This window comes from Streptomyces sp. NPDC001401 (assembly GCF_042895385.1).
In the GTDB taxonomy this organism is placed as follows: domain Bacteria; phylum Actinomycetota; class Actinomycetes; order Streptomycetales; family Streptomycetaceae; genus Streptomyces.
Map to the genome: position 1 here is coordinate 147,763 of NZ_JBIAWI010000009.1, position 17,737 is coordinate 165,499.

20 protein-coding genes are annotated in these 17,737 nt (G+C 71.6%); 10 read left to right on the plus strand and 10 right to left on the minus strand.

Annotation, left to right across the window (positions count from 1 at the left end):
• Positions 1–2: 2 nt before the first annotated feature.
• A complete protein-coding gene (locus ACFY10_RS28295) occupies positions 3–1,505 on the minus strand; it encodes an APC family permease (RefSeq protein WP_390668016.1) in 1,503 nt (500 codons plus the stop codon).
• A gap of 125 nt (positions 1,506–1,630) precedes the next feature.
• Here ACFY10_RS28295 and ACFY10_RS28300 point away from each other — a divergent pair, with 125 nt between their 5' ends.
• Positions 1,631–2,350: a TetR/AcrR family transcriptional regulator gene (locus ACFY10_RS28300; RefSeq protein WP_390668017.1), complete on the plus strand. Its 720-nt coding sequence runs from the start codon at positions 1,631–1,633 to the stop codon at positions 2,348–2,350.
• 116 nt (positions 2,351–2,466) lie between these two features.
• Positions 2,467–2,859, plus strand: coding sequence for a VOC family protein (locus ACFY10_RS28305; protein WP_390668018.1), 393 nt, complete (start codon positions 2,467–2,469; stop codon positions 2,857–2,859).
• 150 nt (positions 2,860–3,009) lie between these two features.
• Here the strand turns inward: ACFY10_RS28305 and ACFY10_RS28310 are convergent, their stop codons facing one another.
• Positions 3,010–3,318: a DUF4235 domain-containing protein gene (locus ACFY10_RS28310; RefSeq protein ID WP_390668019.1), complete on the minus strand. Its 309-nt coding sequence runs from the start codon at positions 3,316–3,318 to the stop codon at positions 3,010–3,012.
• Positions 3,319–3,336: 18 nt separating this feature from the next.
• Positions 3,337–4,350 (minus strand): glutathione S-transferase family protein, encoded by a 1,014-nt coding sequence (locus ACFY10_RS28315; RefSeq protein ID WP_390668020.1) that lies wholly within the window; start codon positions 4,348–4,350, stop codon positions 3,337–3,339.
• 118 nt (positions 4,351–4,468) lie between these two features.
• Between ACFY10_RS28315 and ACFY10_RS28320 the strand changes: the two genes are divergently transcribed.
• Positions 4,469–5,473 (plus strand): cation diffusion facilitator family transporter, encoded by a 1,005-nt coding sequence (locus ACFY10_RS28320; protein ID WP_390668021.1) that lies wholly within the window; start codon positions 4,469–4,471, stop codon positions 5,471–5,473.
• A 125-nt stretch (positions 5,474–5,598) separates the two neighbouring features.
• On the opposite strand, the gene ACFY10_RS28325 is transcribed toward ACFY10_RS28320, so the two are convergent.
• Together ACFY10_RS28325 and ACFY10_RS28330 are read right to left on the minus strand one after the other, a co-directional pair.
• Positions 5,599–6,051, minus strand: coding sequence for a nitroreductase family deazaflavin-dependent oxidoreductase (locus tag ACFY10_RS28325; RefSeq protein ID WP_390668022.1), 453 nt, complete (start codon positions 6,049–6,051; stop codon positions 5,599–5,601).
• A 198-nt stretch (positions 6,052–6,249) separates the two neighbouring features.
• Positions 6,250–6,384: a hypothetical protein gene (locus tag ACFY10_RS28330; RefSeq protein WP_390668023.1), complete on the minus strand. Its 135-nt coding sequence runs from the start codon at positions 6,382–6,384 to the stop codon at positions 6,250–6,252.
• Between ACFY10_RS28330 and ACFY10_RS28335 the strand changes: the two genes are divergently transcribed.
• Positions 6,383–7,582 carry a cytochrome P450 gene (locus tag ACFY10_RS28335; protein WP_390668024.1) on the plus strand — a complete coding sequence of 400 codons (1,200 nt, stop codon included), beginning with the start codon at positions 6,383–6,385 and terminating at the stop codon, positions 7,580–7,582. The two genes, ACFY10_RS28330 and ACFY10_RS28335, sit on opposite strands and share 2 nt — an antisense overlap.
• 12 nt (positions 7,583–7,594) lie before the next feature.
• The gene (locus ACFY10_RS28340; RefSeq protein ID WP_390668025.1) at positions 7,595–7,801 is read left to right on the plus strand and encodes a ferredoxin; all 207 of its coding nucleotides are present in this window, start codon (positions 7,595–7,597) and stop codon (positions 7,799–7,801) included.
• 24 nt (positions 7,802–7,825) lie between these two features.
• Here ACFY10_RS28340 and ACFY10_RS28345 read toward each other — a convergent pair whose 3' ends face one another.
• Positions 7,826–8,377, minus strand: coding sequence for a TetR/AcrR family transcriptional regulator (locus tag ACFY10_RS28345; protein ID WP_390668242.1), 552 nt, complete (start codon positions 8,375–8,377; stop codon positions 7,826–7,828).
• A gap of 128 nt (positions 8,378–8,505) precedes the next feature.
• Here ACFY10_RS28345 and ACFY10_RS28350 point away from each other — a divergent pair, with 128 nt between their 5' ends.
• Together ACFY10_RS28350 and ACFY10_RS28355 are read left to right on the plus strand one after the other, a co-directional pair.
• On the plus strand, positions 8,506–8,964 hold the full coding sequence (locus ACFY10_RS28350; protein WP_390668026.1) for a DUF1348 family protein: 459 nt from the start codon (positions 8,506–8,508) through the stop codon (positions 8,962–8,964).
• 25 nt (positions 8,965–8,989) lie between these two features.
• The gene (locus ACFY10_RS28355) at positions 8,990–9,523 is read left to right on the plus strand and encodes a flavoprotein (RefSeq protein WP_390668027.1); all 534 of its coding nucleotides are present in this window, start codon (positions 8,990–8,992) and stop codon (positions 9,521–9,523) included.
• A 4-nt stretch (positions 9,524–9,527) separates the two neighbouring features.
• On the opposite strand, the gene ACFY10_RS28360 is transcribed toward ACFY10_RS28355, so the two are convergent.
• A complete protein-coding gene (locus tag ACFY10_RS28360; RefSeq protein WP_390668028.1) occupies positions 9,528–10,382 on the minus strand; it encodes a hypothetical protein in 855 nt (284 codons plus the stop codon).
• A gap of 203 nt (positions 10,383–10,585) precedes the next feature.
• Here ACFY10_RS28360 and ACFY10_RS28365 point away from each other — a divergent pair, with 203 nt between their 5' ends.
• Positions 10,586–11,557 carry an aldo/keto reductase gene (locus tag ACFY10_RS28365; protein WP_390668029.1) on the plus strand — a complete coding sequence of 324 codons (972 nt, stop codon included), beginning with the start codon at positions 10,586–10,588 and terminating at the stop codon, positions 11,555–11,557.
• A gap of 10 nt (positions 11,558–11,567) precedes the next feature.
• Here the strand turns inward: ACFY10_RS28365 and ACFY10_RS28370 are convergent, their stop codons facing one another.
• Positions 11,568–12,386, minus strand: a complete 819-nt coding sequence (locus tag ACFY10_RS28370) for a phytanoyl-CoA dioxygenase family protein (RefSeq protein ID WP_390668030.1) — start codon at positions 12,384–12,386, stop codon at positions 11,568–11,570.
• A gap of 64 nt (positions 12,387–12,450) precedes the next feature.
• On the opposite strand from ACFY10_RS28370, the gene ACFY10_RS28375 reads away from it, so the two are divergent.
• Entirely contained in the window at positions 12,451–13,368 is a 918-nt protein-coding gene (locus tag ACFY10_RS28375) for a helix-turn-helix domain-containing protein (protein ID WP_390668031.1), read from the plus strand.
• 373 nt (positions 13,369–13,741) lie between these two features.
• On the plus strand, positions 13,742–15,589 hold the full coding sequence (locus ACFY10_RS28380) for a ricin-type beta-trefoil lectin domain protein (protein WP_390668032.1): 1,848 nt from the start codon (positions 13,742–13,744) through the stop codon (positions 15,587–15,589).
• Between the two features lie 9 nt (positions 15,590–15,598).
• Here the strand turns inward: ACFY10_RS28380 and ACFY10_RS28385 are convergent, their stop codons facing one another.
• Together ACFY10_RS28385 and ACFY10_RS28390 are read right to left on the minus strand one after the other, a co-directional pair.
• Positions 15,599–16,852 carry an SLC13 family permease gene (locus tag ACFY10_RS28385; protein WP_390668243.1) on the minus strand — a complete coding sequence of 418 codons (1,254 nt, stop codon included), beginning with the start codon at positions 16,850–16,852 and terminating at the stop codon, positions 15,599–15,601.
• Positions 16,853–16,934: 82 nt separating this feature from the next.
• Positions 16,935–17,615: a DUF4232 domain-containing protein gene (locus tag ACFY10_RS28390; protein WP_390668033.1), complete on the minus strand. Its 681-nt coding sequence runs from the start codon at positions 17,613–17,615 to the stop codon at positions 16,935–16,937.
• Positions 17,616–17,737 lie beyond the last annotated feature (122 nt).

The window sequence follows — 17,737 nt, forward strand, 5'->3', positions numbered from 1 at the left end:
GGTCAGTTGGGGGTGGCGAGCAGCTGCGGCGCGTCGGCGTCCGTGCCGTCGCCCGTGCGGAAGTACCGCGACCTGCGCACCCACTTGGCCCACGCGGCGGCCACGAAGCCCGACGCGATCATCGCCAGGGGAGTGACAAGCAGGAACCAGCCGTTGTTCGCACTGAGTTCGAAATGGTCGGCGGAGGTGTAGAAGGACCAGCCGAGATACCCGCCGAGGCCGAGCAGCGCCACGGCACTCACGGCGGGCAGCACCACCGCCCGCACGCCCTGGCGCCAGTCCTCGCGCAGCAGCGCGCGGAAGCGCACGGCCGCCGCGAGAGCCGTGAGCGCGTACGACAGGGCGACTACGATGCCCACGGCGCTCACCGTCGCCATGATCATGTCCGCGAGCCGCGGAATGACCAGAGCCAGTGCCGCGATCACCGTCGCCAGCGCGCCGATCAGCAGCGTCCCGGCGGCCGGAGTCCCGTACCGGGAGCTGACCTTGGACCACACCGGCCCGAGGGTACGGTCCCGGCTCATCGCGAACATCGCCCGGGCCGTCGGAATCACGCCGGCCTGCAGCGAGGCGACCGCCGAGAACATCAGCGCCACGAGGGGGAGTGCCGCCAGCGGCTGGGAGGCCAGCCGGTCCCCGAAGTACGCCAGCCCCTGGGCGCCGTGCCCGGCCAACTCCGGCTCGGACAGGACCCGTTGGAAGGCGACCGAGCCGATCAGGAACAGCGTCAGCATCGTGACCAGCGTGATGATCCCGGCACGGGAGGCGTCCCGCGGGTCGCGCACCTCCTCGTTGACGCTGAACGCGGCCTCGAAGCCCCAGTAGCAGAACACCGACAGCAGCAGCCCCTGGGCGAGCGCAGACGCCGACGGGATCGCGAACGGGTCGAACCAGCTCAGGCTGAAGGCGTGCGGGCCGTGGACGATGCCGTATCCGCAGAACCCGAGCAGGACGACGTACTCGAAGACCAGCAGCCCGGTCTGCAGCCGTGCCGCCGTCCGGATGCCGGTGACGGCGGTGAGCGTGACCGCGATCAGGACCACGATGCCGACCACGGTCGTCTGCGCCGTCGAACCCGGGTCCAGGGCGAGCCCGGCCACCCGGTGCAGCCCGGCCTCCCCGGCGAGCTGGATCAGCGCCGACCCGGTCACCGCGGTGGTGTACGCGAGGAACGCGAGCGTCGCCACGATGTTCACCCAGCCGACCATGAAGCCCAGCCAAGGGCTGAGCGAACGGCCCACCCAGACATAACCGTTGCCCGCGTTCGGCTCCACCCGGTTCAGCCGGGAGAAGGCGCCCGCAATGCCGAGGACCGGCAGGAACGCCAGCAGCATGATCGCCGGGAGATGCAGCCCGACGACCCCGGCCGTCACGCCGAGACCGATGCCGATGCTGGTGGTCGCGGCCGTGCTGGACGCGGCGATGGCGATGCCGTCCAGGACGCCGAGGGACTTGCGCAGCGCGGGCCGCGCCGGTGGGTCTGCGCCGAAGGGGAGGTCGGACATGGCTGGGTCTCCGCTCGCACCGGGGGGCCTGGTCGGCCCCGGTGAACGCACATGAAACTGCCCGGGCACTTAACAGGTCAACGGTGTTGTCATAAGGTGCGGGCACCGGCCCAGGGAGGCAGTCCATGAGCGAGCGCGTCGTCCCGCCCACCGCCCGGCAGCGCAGACGCCCCACCAAACAGGGCGTCGTCCTCTCCGAGGAACTGATCGTCGCCACGGCCCTCAGGCTGATCGAGGAACACGGCACAGAGGCCCTGTCCGTCCGCCGCCTGGGCCGCGCCCTCGGTGCCGACCCGAGCTCGCTGTACCGCTACTTCCGGCACACCGACGACCTGATGCTCGCCATCACCGACGAGCTCATCGGCCGTACCCTGCGCATCTGGCGCCCCACCGGCGACTGGCGCGCCGACCTGCGCGACCTCGGCCTGCGCATGCACGCGGGCGCCCTCGCCCACCCCCGGGCGGCTGTCCTGAGCTCGTACCGGGTGACCGGGCGGGCGTACGAGATCCAGGCCGTGGAGACCATCCTCGGCGTGCTGCGCGACGCCGGCTTCCCCGATGTGGAGGCGGTGCGGATCTATCACGCCTTCGTCGACCAGTCCCTTGCCTTCGGCGCCCTCGACTCGGCGAGCGCGGCGTTGCCGAAGGCCGCCCGGGAGGCGGAGACGGCCGTATGGCGGGCGACCTACGCCCGGCTGCCCGCCGGCACACACCCGCACATCGCCGCGACGGCCCGCCACCTCGTGGCCGACATGCCGCGCAGCTCCTATCCGGCCGCCCTGGACCTGCTCCTGAGCGCCGCGGCGGCACGGCTGGCGGAAATCCGCGAGGAGGCAGAGGTCTGACGGCCCCGCCCCGCCCGAAGTGGCTGCTCGCCGACTGAATCGGCCCGACCGGGATATCCGTGAGGTACAGGGCGGCGGGGCACGAAGTCCCGCGCCCGGGACCGTTCGGAGGAGACATGCCACTGGTGGAAGCGGGCTACGTGGTGCTCGACTGCCTCGAGCCCGAGAAGCTGGCCGTGTTCTACAAGGAGCTGCTGGCGGCCGAGGAGACGGACGCGACCGCCAACCGCGTGGAGATCAGAGGCGCCGACGGCACCCGGCTGGCCTTCCGCCGCGACATCAACGCGACGCCGCCGAGCTGGCCGCGCCCCGAGAACTCCCTCCAGGTCCATCTGGACTTCATGGTGCACGACCTGGACGCGGTGGAGCGCAAGGTGATCGAACTCGGCGGACGCCCCCTGGAGACGAAGGACGCGCCCGGCCCCTTCGAGGAACGCGGCTACGCCGACCCGGCGGGCCACTCCTTCACCCTGCGCCGCGTCACACCGACGGCGCCCAAGCAGGCCTGAGACATCTGGCCGACGGAAGGGCCTGTCCGGCGGATCAGCTCGGCGTCGCGGGCTCTGCCACTCTCTTGAGGGCGTGGGGGACCCCATGCCCCAGCTCGGGGCGCCCGGCAAGCACTGTTCCCTGCAGCCGACCTGAGCCGCCGGACAGACCTAGTCCCGGCCGCCCTTGTCGGCCGCCGGCCACACGCCGGTCGAGCGCTCGATGGCCTTCGCGCCCGTGCGGTCCACCGCACTGCGCACCACGGCGAACAGGGCGCCCTGGACCGCCGCGGCGAGCAGGATCTCTCCCCAGCCGCGGTCCCGGTCCAGGGCGTCGGGTGCGTCCTCCTCGTGCCGCAGCGCCGTCCACGTCTTGCGAAACGCGAACCCGGCGATCGCACCGCTGGCCCAGCCCATGGCGAACCCGAGGGGCTTGTAGGCGAGGGGCAGCTTCAGTTTCTTCTTCTTCGACTTCGCCACTTCTGTCTCCTTCGTCGGTCAGGGGCGCCCGGGCGCCGCAACCTCCTCGGCCGCCGGCACGGGCCCCGGCGGCGTCCCGTCGCCGAACGGCCGGCCACCCAGCTCCTGGCGGTGATGGGGCGTCAGCCAGCCGGACAGGTCCGGCCCGAGGGGCACGATCCGGGTCGGGTTGATGCCGGTGTGCACCTGGTAGTAGTGCCGTTCGATGTGGTCGAAGTCGACGGTGTCACCGAAGCCGGGCGTCTGGTAGAGGTCGCGGGCGTACGCCCACAGGACCGGGTTCTCCGTGAGCTTCCAGCGGTTGCACTTGAAGTGGCCGTGGTAGACGGCGTCGAAGCGGACCAGGGTGGTGAACAGCCGGATGTCCGCCTCGGTGATCGTGTCGCCGACGAGATAGCGCTGCCGCGCCAGCCGTGGTGTCAGCAGCTCCAGCCGCTGGAAGACACCGGCGCACGCGGCCTCGTACTCCTCCTGGTCCGTGGCGAAACCCGCCCGGTACACGCCGTTGTTGACGTCCTCGTAGACGTCCGCCATCACCGTGTCGATCTCGTCGCGCAGGGCGTACGGGTACAGGTCGGGCGCCCCGGAGCGGTGCAGGGCGGTCCACTCGGTGGCCAGGTCCAGGGTGAGCTGCTGGTAGTCGTTGGTGACCAGCTTCCCGCTGGGTACGTCGACGATCGCGGGTACGCTCACGCCGCCCGGGTAGCCGGTCTCCCGCCGGTCGTAGGCCTCGCTGAGGAAGCGGATGCCGAGGACCGGGTCGCGGCCGTCCGGGTCCAGGGTGAAGCGCCAGCTGCGGTCGTCCTGGATGGGGTCGGCGACGGCCAGCGACAGGGCGTCCTCGAGGCCCAGCAGACGGCGCGAGACCAGCGCCCGGCTCGCCCACGGACAGGCACGGCAGACCACCAGTCGGTAACGGCCCGCCGCCACTGGCCACCCGTCCCGGCCGTCCGCCGTGATCCGGTCCGTGAAGTGGCTCTTGGACCGCTTGAACGTCCTCTGCCCGTAAGCGCTGTTGCCCCCGCCGCCCATGATTCCTCCCTGGGTCGAGTATCCCCTGATGGCCCCATTCCCCCCCCCATTCCCTCGAGTCCCCCCAATTCCGTCTCCTGCACGGTGTGAGCCGCCAAGAGAGGGGCAGTCGGCGAGGGTGAGCGGGACACCCTCGGACGAGAAGAAGGACCGCAGGACGCACGTCACCGTGCTGGTGGCGCTCGCTGCCAACCTGGTGATCGCGGCGGCCAAGGCCGTCGGCGGCCTGGCGGCGGGATCACCGGCCCTGCTGTCGGAGGCGGCGCACTCCGTGGCCGACAGCTTCAACGAGGTCTTCCTGCTGGCCGCACTGCGCCGCAGTCGCCGCCCGGCCGACAAACGGCATCCTTTCGGCTACGGCAAGGAACGGTTCTTCTGGTCGCTGCTCGCAGCCGTCGGGATCTTCGTCATGGGCGGCTGCTTCTCCGTCTTCCAGGGCGTCGAGGCCCTCAAGAACGGTGCCGAGGAAAAACTGAGCGGCTATGTCGCGGGCCTGATCGTGCTGGGCGTCGCCTTCGTCGCCGAGGGCATTTCACTGCTGCGGGCCCTGCATCAGGTGCGCCGCCAGGGCGGCACGCAGCGCATGCGTGACCCGGCGCTGCGCACGGTGGTCGCCGAGGACGGCACGGCGGTGCTCGGCGTGACGCTGGCCGCCGCAGGCATGGGGCTGCACATGGTCACCGGGCAGGTGGTGTGGGAGGCGTCCGCCTCGCTCGCGATCGGTGTGCTGCTCGGTTTCGTCGCCTATCACCTGGGCCGCGAGGCCCGCGACCAGCTGATCGGGGAGGCTGCCGACCCGCGCACGGCGGCCCGGATCCAGGCGCTGCTGGAGGCGCAGCCCGAGATCGACAGCGTGGAGGCGCTCTTCACGATGAAGACGGGTCTCGACACGGCTCTCGTGGCCGCCCGTATCGACCTGGTGCCCGGCCTGGACTGGGGGTCCCCCCGCTCGAGCGGAGCCGAGAGTGGGGGAGAGCGGGTCGAGGAGGTCGCCGTGCGGATCAAGCGGTCCCTCGCGAACACCGTGCCCGAGGCCGACGAGATCTTCCTCGACATCACCGACCGGCCGGCCCAGGAGGCACGAGAAAGCCCCGCCGCGACGGGGGAACGCGGCGGGGCCTGACGCACGCGTGCCCGGCGGCACCCGGTTCATGCGTCCTCGAACGAAGATTTTTTCCGGCCTGGTTCGGAGGGTGGTTCGCAGGCCGATGGAGGGCCCGCTTCAGGCGCTGCCGACCCGGGCCCGGATCACTGCCCTCCGCCGGCCGGTTCCAGCACGAACACCGGGATCTGCCGGTCCGTCCTCTTCTGGTAGTCCGCATACGGCGGATACGCCGCCACGGCACGCTCCCACCACTCGGCCTTCTCCGCGCCGGTGACCTCACGCGCCGTCATGTCCTGCTTCGCCGGCCCGTCCTGGAGCTCCACACGGGGATCTCCCTTGAGGTTGTGGTACCAGACCGGGTGCTTGGGCGCGCCGCCCTGCGAGGCGACCAGGGCGTACCGCCCGTCGTGCTCGACGCGCATCAGCGGCGTCTTGCGGATCTTGCCGCTCTTCGCACCGCGGGTCGTGACCAGGATGACGGGCAGGCCGGTGTCCCGCAGCGTCGTCCCCTTCGTGCCGCCGGAGCTCTCGTACAGCTCCACCTGCTCACGCACCCACTGCGTGGGGCTGGGTTCGTACTCGCCCTCAAGAGGCATGTCATCCGTCCCATCGTCGAGTCCTGCAGCTGACTGGCACCGTGCTTCAACACCGGTGTGCGCAAGATTCATCCATACCGCACCGCCCTTGGAGTCGTGATCACGCCACTCGACAACGTGCCGTCGCCGGCCGCCCCTGCCACGGCCGCGGGCATGGCCGGACTGCGGAGGCGGCCACTGCCCGTGCCCCGGCCGAATTCAGATGCACGAGCGAGCATCCCCGGCCAGATTGCCCGCGCCACCGATCTGGCCGAACTTCACGTCGCCCCATAGATGCCCCGGGCATCTAATGAAGATCTGCACGACGCACTCTTCGTCTGCGAGGTCTTCCATGACGGAAACGGAACCCGTCGCGTTCCCCCAGGACCGGACCTGCCCCTACCACCCGCCCACCGCCTACGATCCCCTGCGCGCCACCCGCCCGCTGAGCCGGATCACGCTCTACGACGGCCGTCCGGCCTGGCTCGTCACCGGGCACGCCCTCGCCCGCGAGCTGCTCGCCGACCAGCGCCTGTCGACCGACCGCGCCCACCCCGACTTCCCGGCGCCCACCGAGCGGTTCGCCGCGGTGAAGGACCGGAGGGTCGCGCTGCTCGGCGTCGACGACCCGAAACACCGCACACAGCGGCGGATGATGGTCCCCAGCTTCACCCTCCGGCGCGCCGCCGATCTGCGGCCGCAGATCCAGCGGATCGTGGACGAGCGGCTCGACGCGATGATCGCGCAGGGGCCGCCCGCCGAGCTGGTGAACGCCTTCGCGCTGCCCGTGCCGTCGATGGTGATCTGCGCGCTGCTCGGCGTCCCGTACGCCGACCACGAGTTCTTCGAGGGGCAGTCACGCCGGCTGCTGCGCGGCCCCGGGGTCGACGACGTGCAGGACGCGCGCAACCAACTGGACGCCTACTTCGAGGAGTTGATCGACAGCAAGCTGAAGCAGCCGGAGCCCGGCGACGGCGTGCTGGACGAACTCGTCCACCAGCAGCTGCGCGAGGGGGTGCTCGACCGCCAGGAGGTCATCTCGTTCGCGACCATCCTGCTGATCGCCGGTCATGAGACGACCGCCAACATGATCTCCCTGGGCACGTTCACCCTGCTCCAGCACCCGGAGCGGCTGGCCGAGTTGCGCGGCAACACGGAGCTTCTGCCCGGTGCCGTCGAGGAGCTGATGCGCATGCTGTCGATCGCGGACGGCCTGCTGCGCAGGGCCACCGAGGACATCGAGGCCGGCGGCACGACGATCCGGGCGGGCGACGGCGTGGTCTTCGCGACCTCGGTCATCAACCGCGACGAGGACGTCTACCCCGCCCCCGACACCCTCGACTGGCGTCGCTCGGCCCGCCATCACGTCGCGTTCGGCTTCGGCATCCACCAGTGCCTCGGCCAGAACCTTGCCCGCGCCGAGATGGAGATCGCCCTGCACACCCTCTTCGACCGGCTGCCGACGCTTCGCCTCGCCGCCCCGGCGGACGAGATCCCCTTCAAACCCGGCGACACGATCCAGGGGATGCTGGAACTCCCCGTGACCTGGTAGAGGCTCAAGGCCATGCACACCGACACGCACATCGAGATCGACAAGGACGTCTGCATCGGCGCGGGCCAGTGCGCCCTGGCCGCCCCGGGCGTCTTCACCCAGGACGACGACGGATTCAGCATGCTGCTGCCGGGACGGGAGGACGGCGGCGGCGACCCGATGGTGCGGGAAGCGGCCCGGGCCTGCCCGGTCGGCGCGATCACCGTGTCCGAGAGCTGAGAGCCGGTGAACGGGCTCTGAGGCTCAGCAGGCCCGCAGCAGCAGCCGTGCCGCCTCGCGCGCCTCCCCGGCGGGCTCGGTGCTCTCGGTGATCCCGGCGGTGACCATGGCGCCCTCGGCCAGCAGGAACAGCTGCCCGGCCAGGGCGCCGGGCAGCCCCGCGTCCGCCACGAGCCCGGCGAGATACTCCCGCAACGCCCCCTTGTGCGCCCGCACTTGGGCCACCACCCGGGCCGACGAGGCGCCCAGCTCACCGTAGGAATTTATCCACGCGCACCCACGGAAACCGTCCTCGCCGAACCACACCTGAAGCCAGTCGAAGACCGCCAGGATCCGCTCCTCGGGCCCCTCCTGCCGCTCCACGAACTCGGCGAGCCGGGCGCGCCAGCGCACGTCGCGCCGTTCCAGATACGCCTCCACCAGCTGCTCCTTCGCCGGAAACAACTGGTAGAGCCGCTTGAGCGAGACCCCCGAGGCGCCGCGGATGTCGTCCATGCCGACGGACTGGATGCCCCGCCCGTAGAACAGCTCCTCCGCGGCGTCCAGCGCCTGCTCCCGGGCGACTGCACTGTCCATGACGGCCATGCGGCTCACAACCCCTCCTTGACGTGTTCTCCTTGACGCGAGAACGAGCGTTCTCCTACGGTAGCAGCCCGTCGGAGAACGCTCGTTCTCCGCGTCTGTCCGCCCATCCAGGAGGAACCATGGCCGACCGCCCGCCCCTGCCCCCCTTCACCCGCGAAACGGCCGCACAGAAGGTCCAGGCCGCCGAGGACGCCTGGAACACCCGCGACCCGCACAAGGTGGCCCTCGCCTACTCGCAGGACTCGGTGTGGCGCAACCGGGACACCTTTGTCACCGGCCGCGCCGAAATCGTCGAGTTCCTCACGGCCAAGTGGGAGCGCGAGCAGGAGTACGCCCTGCGCAAGGACCTGTGGGCGTACGACGGCAACCGCATCGCCGTCCGCTTCCAGTACGAGTCCCGGGACGCCGACGGCCAGTGGCGGCGCTCCTACGGCAACGAACTGTGGGAGTTCGACGAGCACGGCCTGATGACCCGGCGCGAGGCGAGCATCAACGACATGCCGATCGAGGAGAAGGAGCGCCGCATCCACGGCCCGCGGCCCGAGGCCGAGCGGGGACGGTCCTTCCCGCTCGAATAGCGTTGCCGGTGAGTAGGGTTCGCGGATGACCGAACAGGCCGACAAGCCCTTCCTCTACGTCGTCGTGTGCGCCGCCGGGATCGCCGCGGACGTCAGCAAGCTGATCACCGCCGCGCAGGAGCGGGACTGGGAGGTCGGCGTCATCGCCACGCCGGTCGCCATGAACGGCTTCTTCGACACCGCCGCGGTCGAGGCGCAGACCGGCCGCCCCATACGCTCCGCCTGGCGCACTCCCGGCGACCCGCGCCCCTTCCCGCCGCCGGACGCCGTCGTGGTCGCGCCCGCCACCTTCAACACCGTCAACAAGTGGGCGGCGGGGCTTGCCGACACCCTCGCCGTGGCCACCCTGTGCGAGGCGTACGGCCTGGGCGTCCCGGTCGCCGTACTCCCGTGCGTGGCCGACGCGTTGGCCGCCCACCCCGCCTATCGGGACAGCCTGGTACGGCTGCGCGGGATGGGCGTCCGGTTCGGCGAGCCGTACTCCGGCGAGCCGGAAGAAGACGGCTCGCGACCGGAGTTCGGCTGGGAGCGGGCACTGGACCTGATCGAACGGCGGTGACCGGTCAGGCACAGCCGACCGTCGGGCCCGCCAGCATGCCCCCGGTGTACAGCGCCTGTCCCTGCGGCATCCAGTAGCCCAGCTTCGAGACGACCGTCGAGCAGTCGGTGCCGACCGAGGCGCGGACCACGACCGTGGCCGGGTGGCCCGGCTGCAGGTCGGTGATGGCACAGTCGAGGGCGTACGCGTTCCTGGTCGTCGCGGGATACCGGCCGGTCAGCGGATTGACGCAGCGGGCGTCCGACGTGGACAGCCGCACCCCCGAGCTCTCCTCCCCGATCAGCCCGAACCGCGCGCTGCCGTCGCCCTGCTCGCTGTCGCGGAAGATCCGGTACGTCAGCGTGGTCGCCGCGCCGCGCCGCAGCGTGCCGTGGTCGACCTCGATGCGGTGCGTGGCCGGTGGCTTCGGCGCGGTCAGGGTCAGCGTGGCGCGGACGGTGCCGTGCAGGTCCACGCCGGCGGGCGACGACGTCACATGGACGTCGGCCGTCACGTCGTACGTCCCCGGACCGGGATACTCGCCCGAACCGGGCAGCTTCCCGGACACCGCCGTCACGCCGCCCTTCCGCGCGGTCCAGGTGCCCGAGGTCAGACAGGCGAGGCCGCCGTCCGACTCCGGTCCACTGCATGTCGCCGGGGCCGACACCGCCATCGTCGGGGTGCCGCTGCCCGCGCACAGGCTGACCGAGGCACGCTGCCCGTCCGCGCCCCGCAGGATCCCCGCGGGTGCGCACAGCGTCGACGGTTGCGGAGGCGGACTCGGACTGCTCCACGCGGGCGAGACCGGCATGAGGGGCAGAGTGAGGGGCAGTACTGCCGCTCCGATCAGGAGCTTCAGCTTCGTCGGACGTGTCGGCACCGGATTCCTCCCGCAGGGCCACGACCGGCCGGGCGCCGGTCACCTGCCCGAGGATGCGCGAGCGCGCCGACCGCCCCGCGGCTCCCACGCCGGGCGGTCACCTGCGGGCAGCAACGGCCGGCGCCCGGCGGGCGTGGTACTTGAAGTACGGGCCAAGCCGTACGCTCCCCTTCGTACCCATCCCGAAGGCAGGAGCAGCAACGATGCAGTACGTGAAGCTCGGTTCGACGGGCCTGGACGTCTCGCGGATCTGTCTGGGCTGCATGACCTACGGCCTGCCCGACCGCGGCGTGCACGAGTGGACCCTCGACGAGGAGGCCTCGCGTCCCCTGATCCGGCAGGCACTGGACGCCGGGATCAACTTCTTCGACACGGCGAACGTCTACTCCGACGGCACCAGCGAGGAGATCGTCGGCAAGGCACTGCGCGACTTCGCGAACCGCGACGAGATCGTCCTCGCGACGAAGGTGCACGGCCGGATGCGGCCCGGGCCCAACGGCGGCGGCCTGTCCCGCAAGGCGATCATGGCCGAGATCGACCACAGCCTCAGCCGCCTCGGCACCGACTACGTCGACCTGTACCAGATCCACCGCTTCGACCCCCACACGCCGGTCGAGGAGACGATGGAGGCCCTGCACGACCTGGTGAAGGCGGGCAAAGTGCGCTACATCGGGGCGAGTTCGATGTTCGCCTGGCAGTTCTCGAAGATGCAGTACACCGCCGAACGGCACGGCTGGACCAAGTTCGTGTCCATGCAGAACCACTACAACCTCCTCTACCGCGAGGAGGAGCGCGAGATGCTGCCGCTCTGCGCCGACCAGGGCGTCGGCGTCCTGCCCTGGAGCCCGCTCGCCCGCGGCCGGCTCACCCGGGACTGGGGCACCGTCACGGAGCGCAGTTCCAACGACAACTTCGGCAGCCGCCTCTACTCGGAGGGCGACCGCACCATCGTCGAGGCCGTCACCCGCATCGCGAACGACCGCGGTGTCCCGCGCGCCCAGGTCGCCCTCGCCTGGCTGCTGCACCGGGACACGGTGGCCGCACCGATCGTCGGCGCCGCCAAGCCGCAGCACATCGAGGACGCCGTGGCCGCCGTCGAACTCGAGCTCAGCGACAAGGACATCGAGGAGCTCGAGCAGCCCTACACCCCGCATGCCATCGTCGGCCACAGCTGACCGGTGCCGCTCAGTGAGGCCCGTGCGGTGCGAACTCCGTGCCGCACGGGCCCGCGCCCTCGCTCTGCGCAAGGACCACCCGCTCGCCGTCCATCGACAGCGTGCGGTAGTAGTGCCCGATACGCTCGGCCGAGCGCCCCACGTAGTGGCCGATGAACGACCGGCGGAACCGGTCGGTGGTCCCGTTGGGCTGGGAGCCGTGCACCAGGCTGCCGTTGAAGAACAGGACGTCCCCCGGCGCCATGTCGACGGGCACGGCCGCAAGGCCCGGCGGCGGAGGAACGTACTCCCGCGCGAACGACACCTCGGCGTCCGCCTCCTCGGGGCAGAACAGGTCCATCCGGTGCGTACCGGGAACGACCTCCAGACCGCCGTTGTCCCGGTCGATGACGTCGCAGGCCACCCACGCCGCCACACAAGTGCCCGGCTCCACCCGCAGATAGAAGTTGTCCTGGTGAAGGGCCTGCCCCCGCGCGCCCGGCGGCTTGAAGTAGAACATGCTCTGGGCGGCCAGGACCTCCTCGCCGAGCAGAGCCTGAAGCGCCGTGCGCAGCCGGGCGTCGAGCAGGACGCGCAGCGCCGCCTCGATGATCTCGTGCGGGTGCATCACCCTCGGGTACGCCGCCAGCGGATCCCCGGACGCGCGCGGCTCGAAGTGCCCGGGCACCGGCCCGGCCGCGTGCAGCGCCGCGAACTGCGCGCACAGCCGGTCGATCTCGTCGTACCCGAAAAGTCCGCGTACGACGGTGAACCCGTCCTCCTGGAACCGCCTCAGCCCGTCCTGGGTCAGGATGGAAGCGCCGGCGGCGCCCATTCCCATGGCTGTCATGTGTCCGCTCCCTCGGTGAGGTGTCCTCGGCACATCACGCTAGGTCGCCGTGCACTTCAGGAGGATGCCCGTGAACGCTGACGGATTGCCCGAGACTGCTGCACCCGGCGATCCCGCCCCGCCGCCCGGCCTCGTCGTGGTCGGCCGCTACGACCAGCTGCCGGGGTATGGCGTCAACCGGCCGCGCGGCGCGGACAGTTGGCTGTTCACCTGGACCACGGGCGGGCATGGCCGGCTGCGCCAGGGCGGGGCCGAGACGCGGGCCGGTGCCGGGGACCTGGTGGCACTCGCCCCGGGCGTCCGGCACGAGTACGCCGTCGGACCGGGCGCCCACGGCTGGCAGTTCTGGTGGGTGCACTGCCAGGCGCGCCCGTCCTGGTCGCCGTGGCTGCGGCCCTACGACACCGGCGACGGACTGTTCGTCGTCACGCCGACCCCGGCCGCCCTGCACGACCGGGTCGGCGCGGCCTTCCGGCGGATGCTCGCCGACGCCCGCTGGACGGGCACCGAGGCACCACCCGCCGCCGCGCCGGACGACAGGGTCGCCGTGGCGCACGGCACCGCGGCGCGGGAGCTCGCCCTGTCCTCCCTGGAGGAGATCGTCCTGCTCACCGCCGCCACCGCGCGCACCCCGTCGCCGCCGCCCGGCGTCGACGCCCGGGTGCGCCGCGCCGAGGCGCTGATCGCCGCCGACCCGGGCGCCCCGCACACGGTGCGCTCGCTCGCCGAAAGCGTCTGCCTGTCGCCCTCCCGGTTCGCCCATCTGTTCACCCGGCAACTGGGCCAGTCCCCGATGCGGGCCCTGCGCGAGGCCCGGCTGCGACATGCCGCACGGCTCCTGGAGAGCACCGACCTGTCCGTGGACCGGGTCGCCGCGGCCTCGGGATTCGCCAGCCCGTTTCACTTCAACCGGGTCTTCCGCGCACGCTACGGGGTGCCGCCCGGCGCCTACCGGACCGGCGGCTCAATGGTTGGGACATGAGCCGAAGCACCCCGGCCGACGCCTCGGATGTGCGGCGGAACGCCAGGTCAATGGTTGTTGGGGGGAGACTGTGCGCCAGCCAACTGGATCCCATTCCCAATTGCCGCCCCGACAGGTTGACGTCCGGTCAAATCCCGTCGGCGGGCAGGCAAAGCACAAAACCGCTGGATCTCTTGTTAGGCCTCCCTGACCTGTGCAAAGGTGTGCCTGTCGGCGCACGGACAATATATTTTCCCCCTGTGTGCACGAGGCACCTCTTGTTCGACCTACGCTCCAAAAGAGCTTCCCCAGGCGGGCGTTGGAGTTGCCGAATCCTGTACCCATACCTGTTGGTATGGACTTTATGACGCATGCCCCCGAGAGGAATGCAGCCGTGAAAGACGCGGGCCTGTCGAATTCCCCCACGCCCGACCGCCGGTTCTTCGTGACGGACGAACAGCTGAGCGCAGAACTGAAGAAGTGGACGGGGACGACGCCCGCGCTGCAGCCCGTCGGCGAACTCCTCGACCGGCACTGGGAAGCGGCGTTCGCCTACGCCCGGCTGTGCACCGACGGCGTCCCTTCGGCGGGCATGCTCACGACGGCCGCGTTCACGAGGCTCTTCGGCGAAACCCTGCGGCAGAACGGGCCGACCTCCGCGTGGCGGCCCCAACTCCTCGTCACCGTGCGCCGTATCGCGGCGGAGTGGGACAACGACCACAGACGGGAACACCTCCACCCCGAGCTGGGCTCCGAGGGCGGGGACCGCGTCGCGGCCCGCCTGCTTCCGCCGTCCGACCGGCGCCTGCTGTCCGGGGCCTTCCAGCGGCTGCCCCAGACGGCCCGCTGCCTGCTGTGGCACGTGGAGGTCGAGGCCGAACCGCTGGCGATACCCGCCGGCCTGCTGGGCATCGAGGAGGAGGACGCGCGCGTCGAACTGGAGCGGGCCCGCGAACGGCTGCGCGAGGAGTGCCTCCAGGTCCACCGCGAGCTCGCCCCCGAGCAGGAGTGCCGGCGCTACCTGCGGATGCTCGACGTCACCTACCGGCGCGGCGGAGTCGAGATCGACCCCGACCTGAACGTCCACCTCGCCCGCTGCAGACACTGCAGCCACACCGCCGACCAACTGGCACAGTTCAACCAGGGACTCGGCCTCGCACTGGCCGAGGCGGTGCTCGGCTGGGGCGCGCGGGCCTACGTGGAGTCCCGGGTCGTCGCGCCCGAGAGCCCCGGCGCGCTTCCCGAGGAGGTCCCGACCCCGCCCATGCCGGGCGAGCCCTTCTTCACCCCCGCCCACCCGGCTCCCGGCACAGGCCCCCGCCCCGGTGGCCGCTCCGCCGCCCGCCGTGCCGCCCACAAGGCCGCCCGGCACGCCGCCGCCCGCCGCCGCAATCTCGCCGCGGCCGTCCTGACGGTGAGCGGGCTGGTCGTCCTCCCACTGGTCCTGTGGTCCGTCCTCGGCTCCGGCGACGGAACCACCACGGCCGACGGCGACCACCCCTCCGAAACCCCCGGCAGCGGCCAGGGCACCCCGTCCGCGGGCCCGTCCTGGGTCGGCACCAGTACGGGCTCCCAGGGCACCATGCGCGGCAAGCTGCACAACGCCGACTCCGGGCTGTGCGTCGCCGTCGTCGGCAAGAAGGCCGTCAAGGGAGCCGAGACCGAACTCGCCGACTGCTCCTCGGCATCCGTCCAGCAGTGGTCGTACGAGACCGACGGCCGCCTGCGCAGTGTCGCGGACCCCGACCTGTGCCTGGACTCCCATCTCGGCTACTCGGTGCAGCTCGCCCCGTGCACGGGCGCCTCCGAGCCGGGTGCCAAGAACATCCGCTACGACTTCACCCTGCAAGGCACCCTGGTGCCGCGCTGGGACCAGGACCTGGCCCTGACTCCCGCAGCCACCGACGGCTCGGGTGCGCTGGTGGTCAAGACCCGCGACGACGGCGCCGCCCAGCACTGGGTGTTCGACACGTCCAAGGCCGACCTCCAGATGCAGGTGGTCAACTGGGACGCCGACAACAGCCCGTCGCCCTCGCCGAAGGCCACCACCAAGGCCTCGAAGACACCGAGCCCCACACCGACGCCGTCCGCGACTGCGACGACCGCACAGCCGACGCCGACGGGCGCCTACCCCACGAACCCCTACTGCTACTACAACCCCAACTACTGCGGATGGGGCGGCTACGGCTCGGGCTCCGGGTACGGCAACGGCTCCGGATACGGCGGTGGCGGCCACCGCTGACCGACAGGCTCAGCCGACCACCTGGAGCGACAGCCACAGCGCCGCCACGGCCGGGACGAGCGCGGCCGGGGTGGCGAGCAGGCCGAGCCGGGTGAACTCCCCGAGCTGCACCTCCTGATCGTGCCGGTGCAGGATGCGCCGCCACAGCAGCGTCGCCAGGGATCCCGCGTACGTCAGGTTCGGGCCGATGTTCACCCCGAGCAGCACCGCCAGCACCGCACCGGGCCCGCCGGCGGCGGTCAGCGGCAGCAGGACGAGCACCGCGGGCAGGTTGTTGATCAGGTTCGCCAGTACGGCGGCCAGCGCGGCGATGCCCAGCAGCGCGACGAGCCCCGAGCCGCCGGGCAGCACCTGGCCGAGCAGGTCGGCGAGCCCGTTGTCGACCACTGCCCGTACCACGATGCCGAGCGCGAGGACGAACGCCAGGAACGCCGGGGACGCGGCCCGCACCACCGACAGCGCGGTGGCCTTCCGCCGTACGAGCGCACGGCCGGCCAGCACCAGCGCGCCCGCGGCGGCCACCCAGGCCGGGTCGATGCCGACCGCGGAGGCCGCGACGAATCCGCCCAGCGTGCATCCCACGGTGACCAGCGCGAACAGGGGCAGCTCGGGCGTCTCGCCGGGTTCGGGGGAGTGGACGGACGCGGTCAGGTCGTCGTTGAAGAACCGCCGGAAGACCAGGTACTCGGCGCCGATCGCGACCAGCCACGGCAGTGCCATCAGCGCCGCGAACCTGGTGAAGCTCAGCCCGCTCGCCTCGAACGCCAGCAGGTTGGTGAGATTGGAGACGGGCAGCAGCAGCGAGGCCGTGTTCGACAGGTGGGCGCACGCGTAGAGATGCGGTCTGGCCCGCACGCCGGCCCGGGTGGCCGTGGCGAGCACCACCGGCGTCAGCAGCACCACCGTGGCGTCCAGGCTGAGCACGGCCGTGATCGCCGAGGCCAGCACGAAGACCGCCGCCAGCAGCCGCCCGGGAGAGCCCGCGGCCCGCCGGGCCATCCACGCCCCGCACGCCTGGAACAGCCCCTCCACGTCACAGAAGTGGGCCAGCACCAGCACGGCGGCGAGAAAGCCGACGACGGGCCCGAGACCGGCGGCCTCCTCCCGGGCGTGGGCCGGCGAGATTGCACCGGTGGCGATCACGATCCCCGCGGCCGGGACCGCCAGCACGGCCTCCGGCAGGCCCCTCGGGCGCAGCACCGCCCAGGCAAGGACTGCGACGAGCAGGGCGACGGACAGTATTTCGGCAAGCGGGGTGTTCAGGGCAGGGTCCTTCAGGGCGGATCAGTGGGGGACCCTCAATGAAAACAGGTCGCGGTGACAGACCCGCCGGGGCCCTGCCCGCTCAGGCGCCGGTGCCGGGGCTGAACACCGTCAGCCACACCGAGGAGGCGTTGCCGGACACGGGAACCTGACCGCCCTTCCACGCCACCGTGAGGTGGTCCCGCTCGTCCGGCGGCGTCACCAGCAGCGAGGCGGGGGTGGCCGTATGGGCGCCGCTGACTTCCGGGTTGGAGAACGTCAGCCCCGCCCAGGCGCTCTTGCCCGGCGCCAGTGTCACCGTCGTAGGAGTGCCCGATGAGCGCTTCGGGTCCGGGCCCAGCTGCCTGCCCGACGCGTCGACGAACGCGGCACCCGGGTAGCCCCGCACCGTGCAGGTGCGGGAGGACGCATTGGTCAGGACGATGGGGAAGTTCTCCTGCCCGGCACCGGGGTTGTTGCGCCCGACGGTCGCCCGCAGCTCGGAGGTGTGACAACGGCCCCCGGTCGTGCCGGCGGGCGTGGACTTCGCCGGGGACGCGGTCACGGTGGCTCCGCCGGGAGCGGTGCCCGACGCGGAGGCGGATGCGGACGCGCTCGCCGCGTCGGTGCTGTGGCCCCCGGTGGCGGGCGCGGCCGTGCCGGGCAGTGTCTGGGTGCTCGCCGTGCCGCCGCCGCTGCTGCCGCAGGCCGTCAGCAGCCCCAGCACCGCGACCGCACTCGCCAGCAGGGCCGCCCGGTGGACGGAGGGGGACTTCTTCGCCATGTGCCTCAACACTCCCGGTGATTCCGCGCACACGCTCTGGCGTGTACGTACGGCGCTTCTGTGCCCCGTCACACAGGTCCGATGCGTGGCGGGACGAAAAAGTTCGCGCGCGGCTCGAGTGT

Coding starts and splice junctions, on each gene's coding strand:
- ACFY10_RS28375 (WP_390668031.1), top strand. CDS start 12,451: ATGCCCGTGAACGCTGACGGATTGCCCGAGACTGCTGCACCCGGCGAT.
- ACFY10_RS28340 (WP_390668025.1), top strand. CDS start 7,595: ATGCACACCGACACGCACATCGAGATCGACAAGGACGTCTGCATCGGC.
- ACFY10_RS28330 (WP_390668023.1), bottom strand. CDS start 6,384: ATGGAAGACCTCGCAGACGAAGAGTGCGTCGTGCAGATCTTCATTAGA.
- ACFY10_RS28305 (WP_390668018.1), top strand. CDS start 2,467: ATGCCACTGGTGGAAGCGGGCTACGTGGTGCTCGACTGCCTCGAGCCC.
- ACFY10_RS28390 (WP_390668033.1), bottom strand. CDS start 17,615: ATGGCGAAGAAGTCCCCCTCCGTCCACCGGGCGGCCCTGCTGGCGAGT.
- ACFY10_RS28350 (WP_390668026.1), top strand. CDS start 8,506: ATGGCCGACCGCCCGCCCCTGCCCCCCTTCACCCGCGAAACGGCCGCA.
- ACFY10_RS28335 (WP_390668024.1), top strand. CDS start 6,383: ATGACGGAAACGGAACCCGTCGCGTTCCCCCAGGACCGGACCTGCCCC.
- ACFY10_RS28295 (WP_390668016.1), bottom strand. CDS start 1,505: ATGTCCGACCTCCCCTTCGGCGCAGACCCACCGGCGCGGCCCGCGCTG.
- ACFY10_RS28355 (WP_390668027.1), top strand. CDS start 8,990: ATGACCGAACAGGCCGACAAGCCCTTCCTCTACGTCGTCGTGTGCGCC.
- ACFY10_RS28370 (WP_390668030.1), bottom strand. CDS start 12,386: ATGACAGCCATGGGAATGGGCGCCGCCGGCGCTTCCATCCTGACCCAG.
- ACFY10_RS28315 (WP_390668020.1), bottom strand. CDS start 4,350: ATGGGCGGCGGGGGCAACAGCGCTTACGGGCAGAGGACGTTCAAGCGG.
- ACFY10_RS28345 (WP_390668242.1), bottom strand. CDS start 8,377: ATGGACAGTGCAGTCGCCCGGGAGCAGGCGCTGGACGCCGCGGAGGAG.
- ACFY10_RS28300 (WP_390668017.1), top strand. CDS start 1,631: ATGAGCGAGCGCGTCGTCCCGCCCACCGCCCGGCAGCGCAGACGCCCC.
- ACFY10_RS28365 (WP_390668029.1), top strand. CDS start 10,586: ATGCAGTACGTGAAGCTCGGTTCGACGGGCCTGGACGTCTCGCGGATC.
- ACFY10_RS28325 (WP_390668022.1), bottom strand. CDS start 6,051: ATGCCTCTTGAGGGCGAGTACGAACCCAGCCCCACGCAGTGGGTGCGT.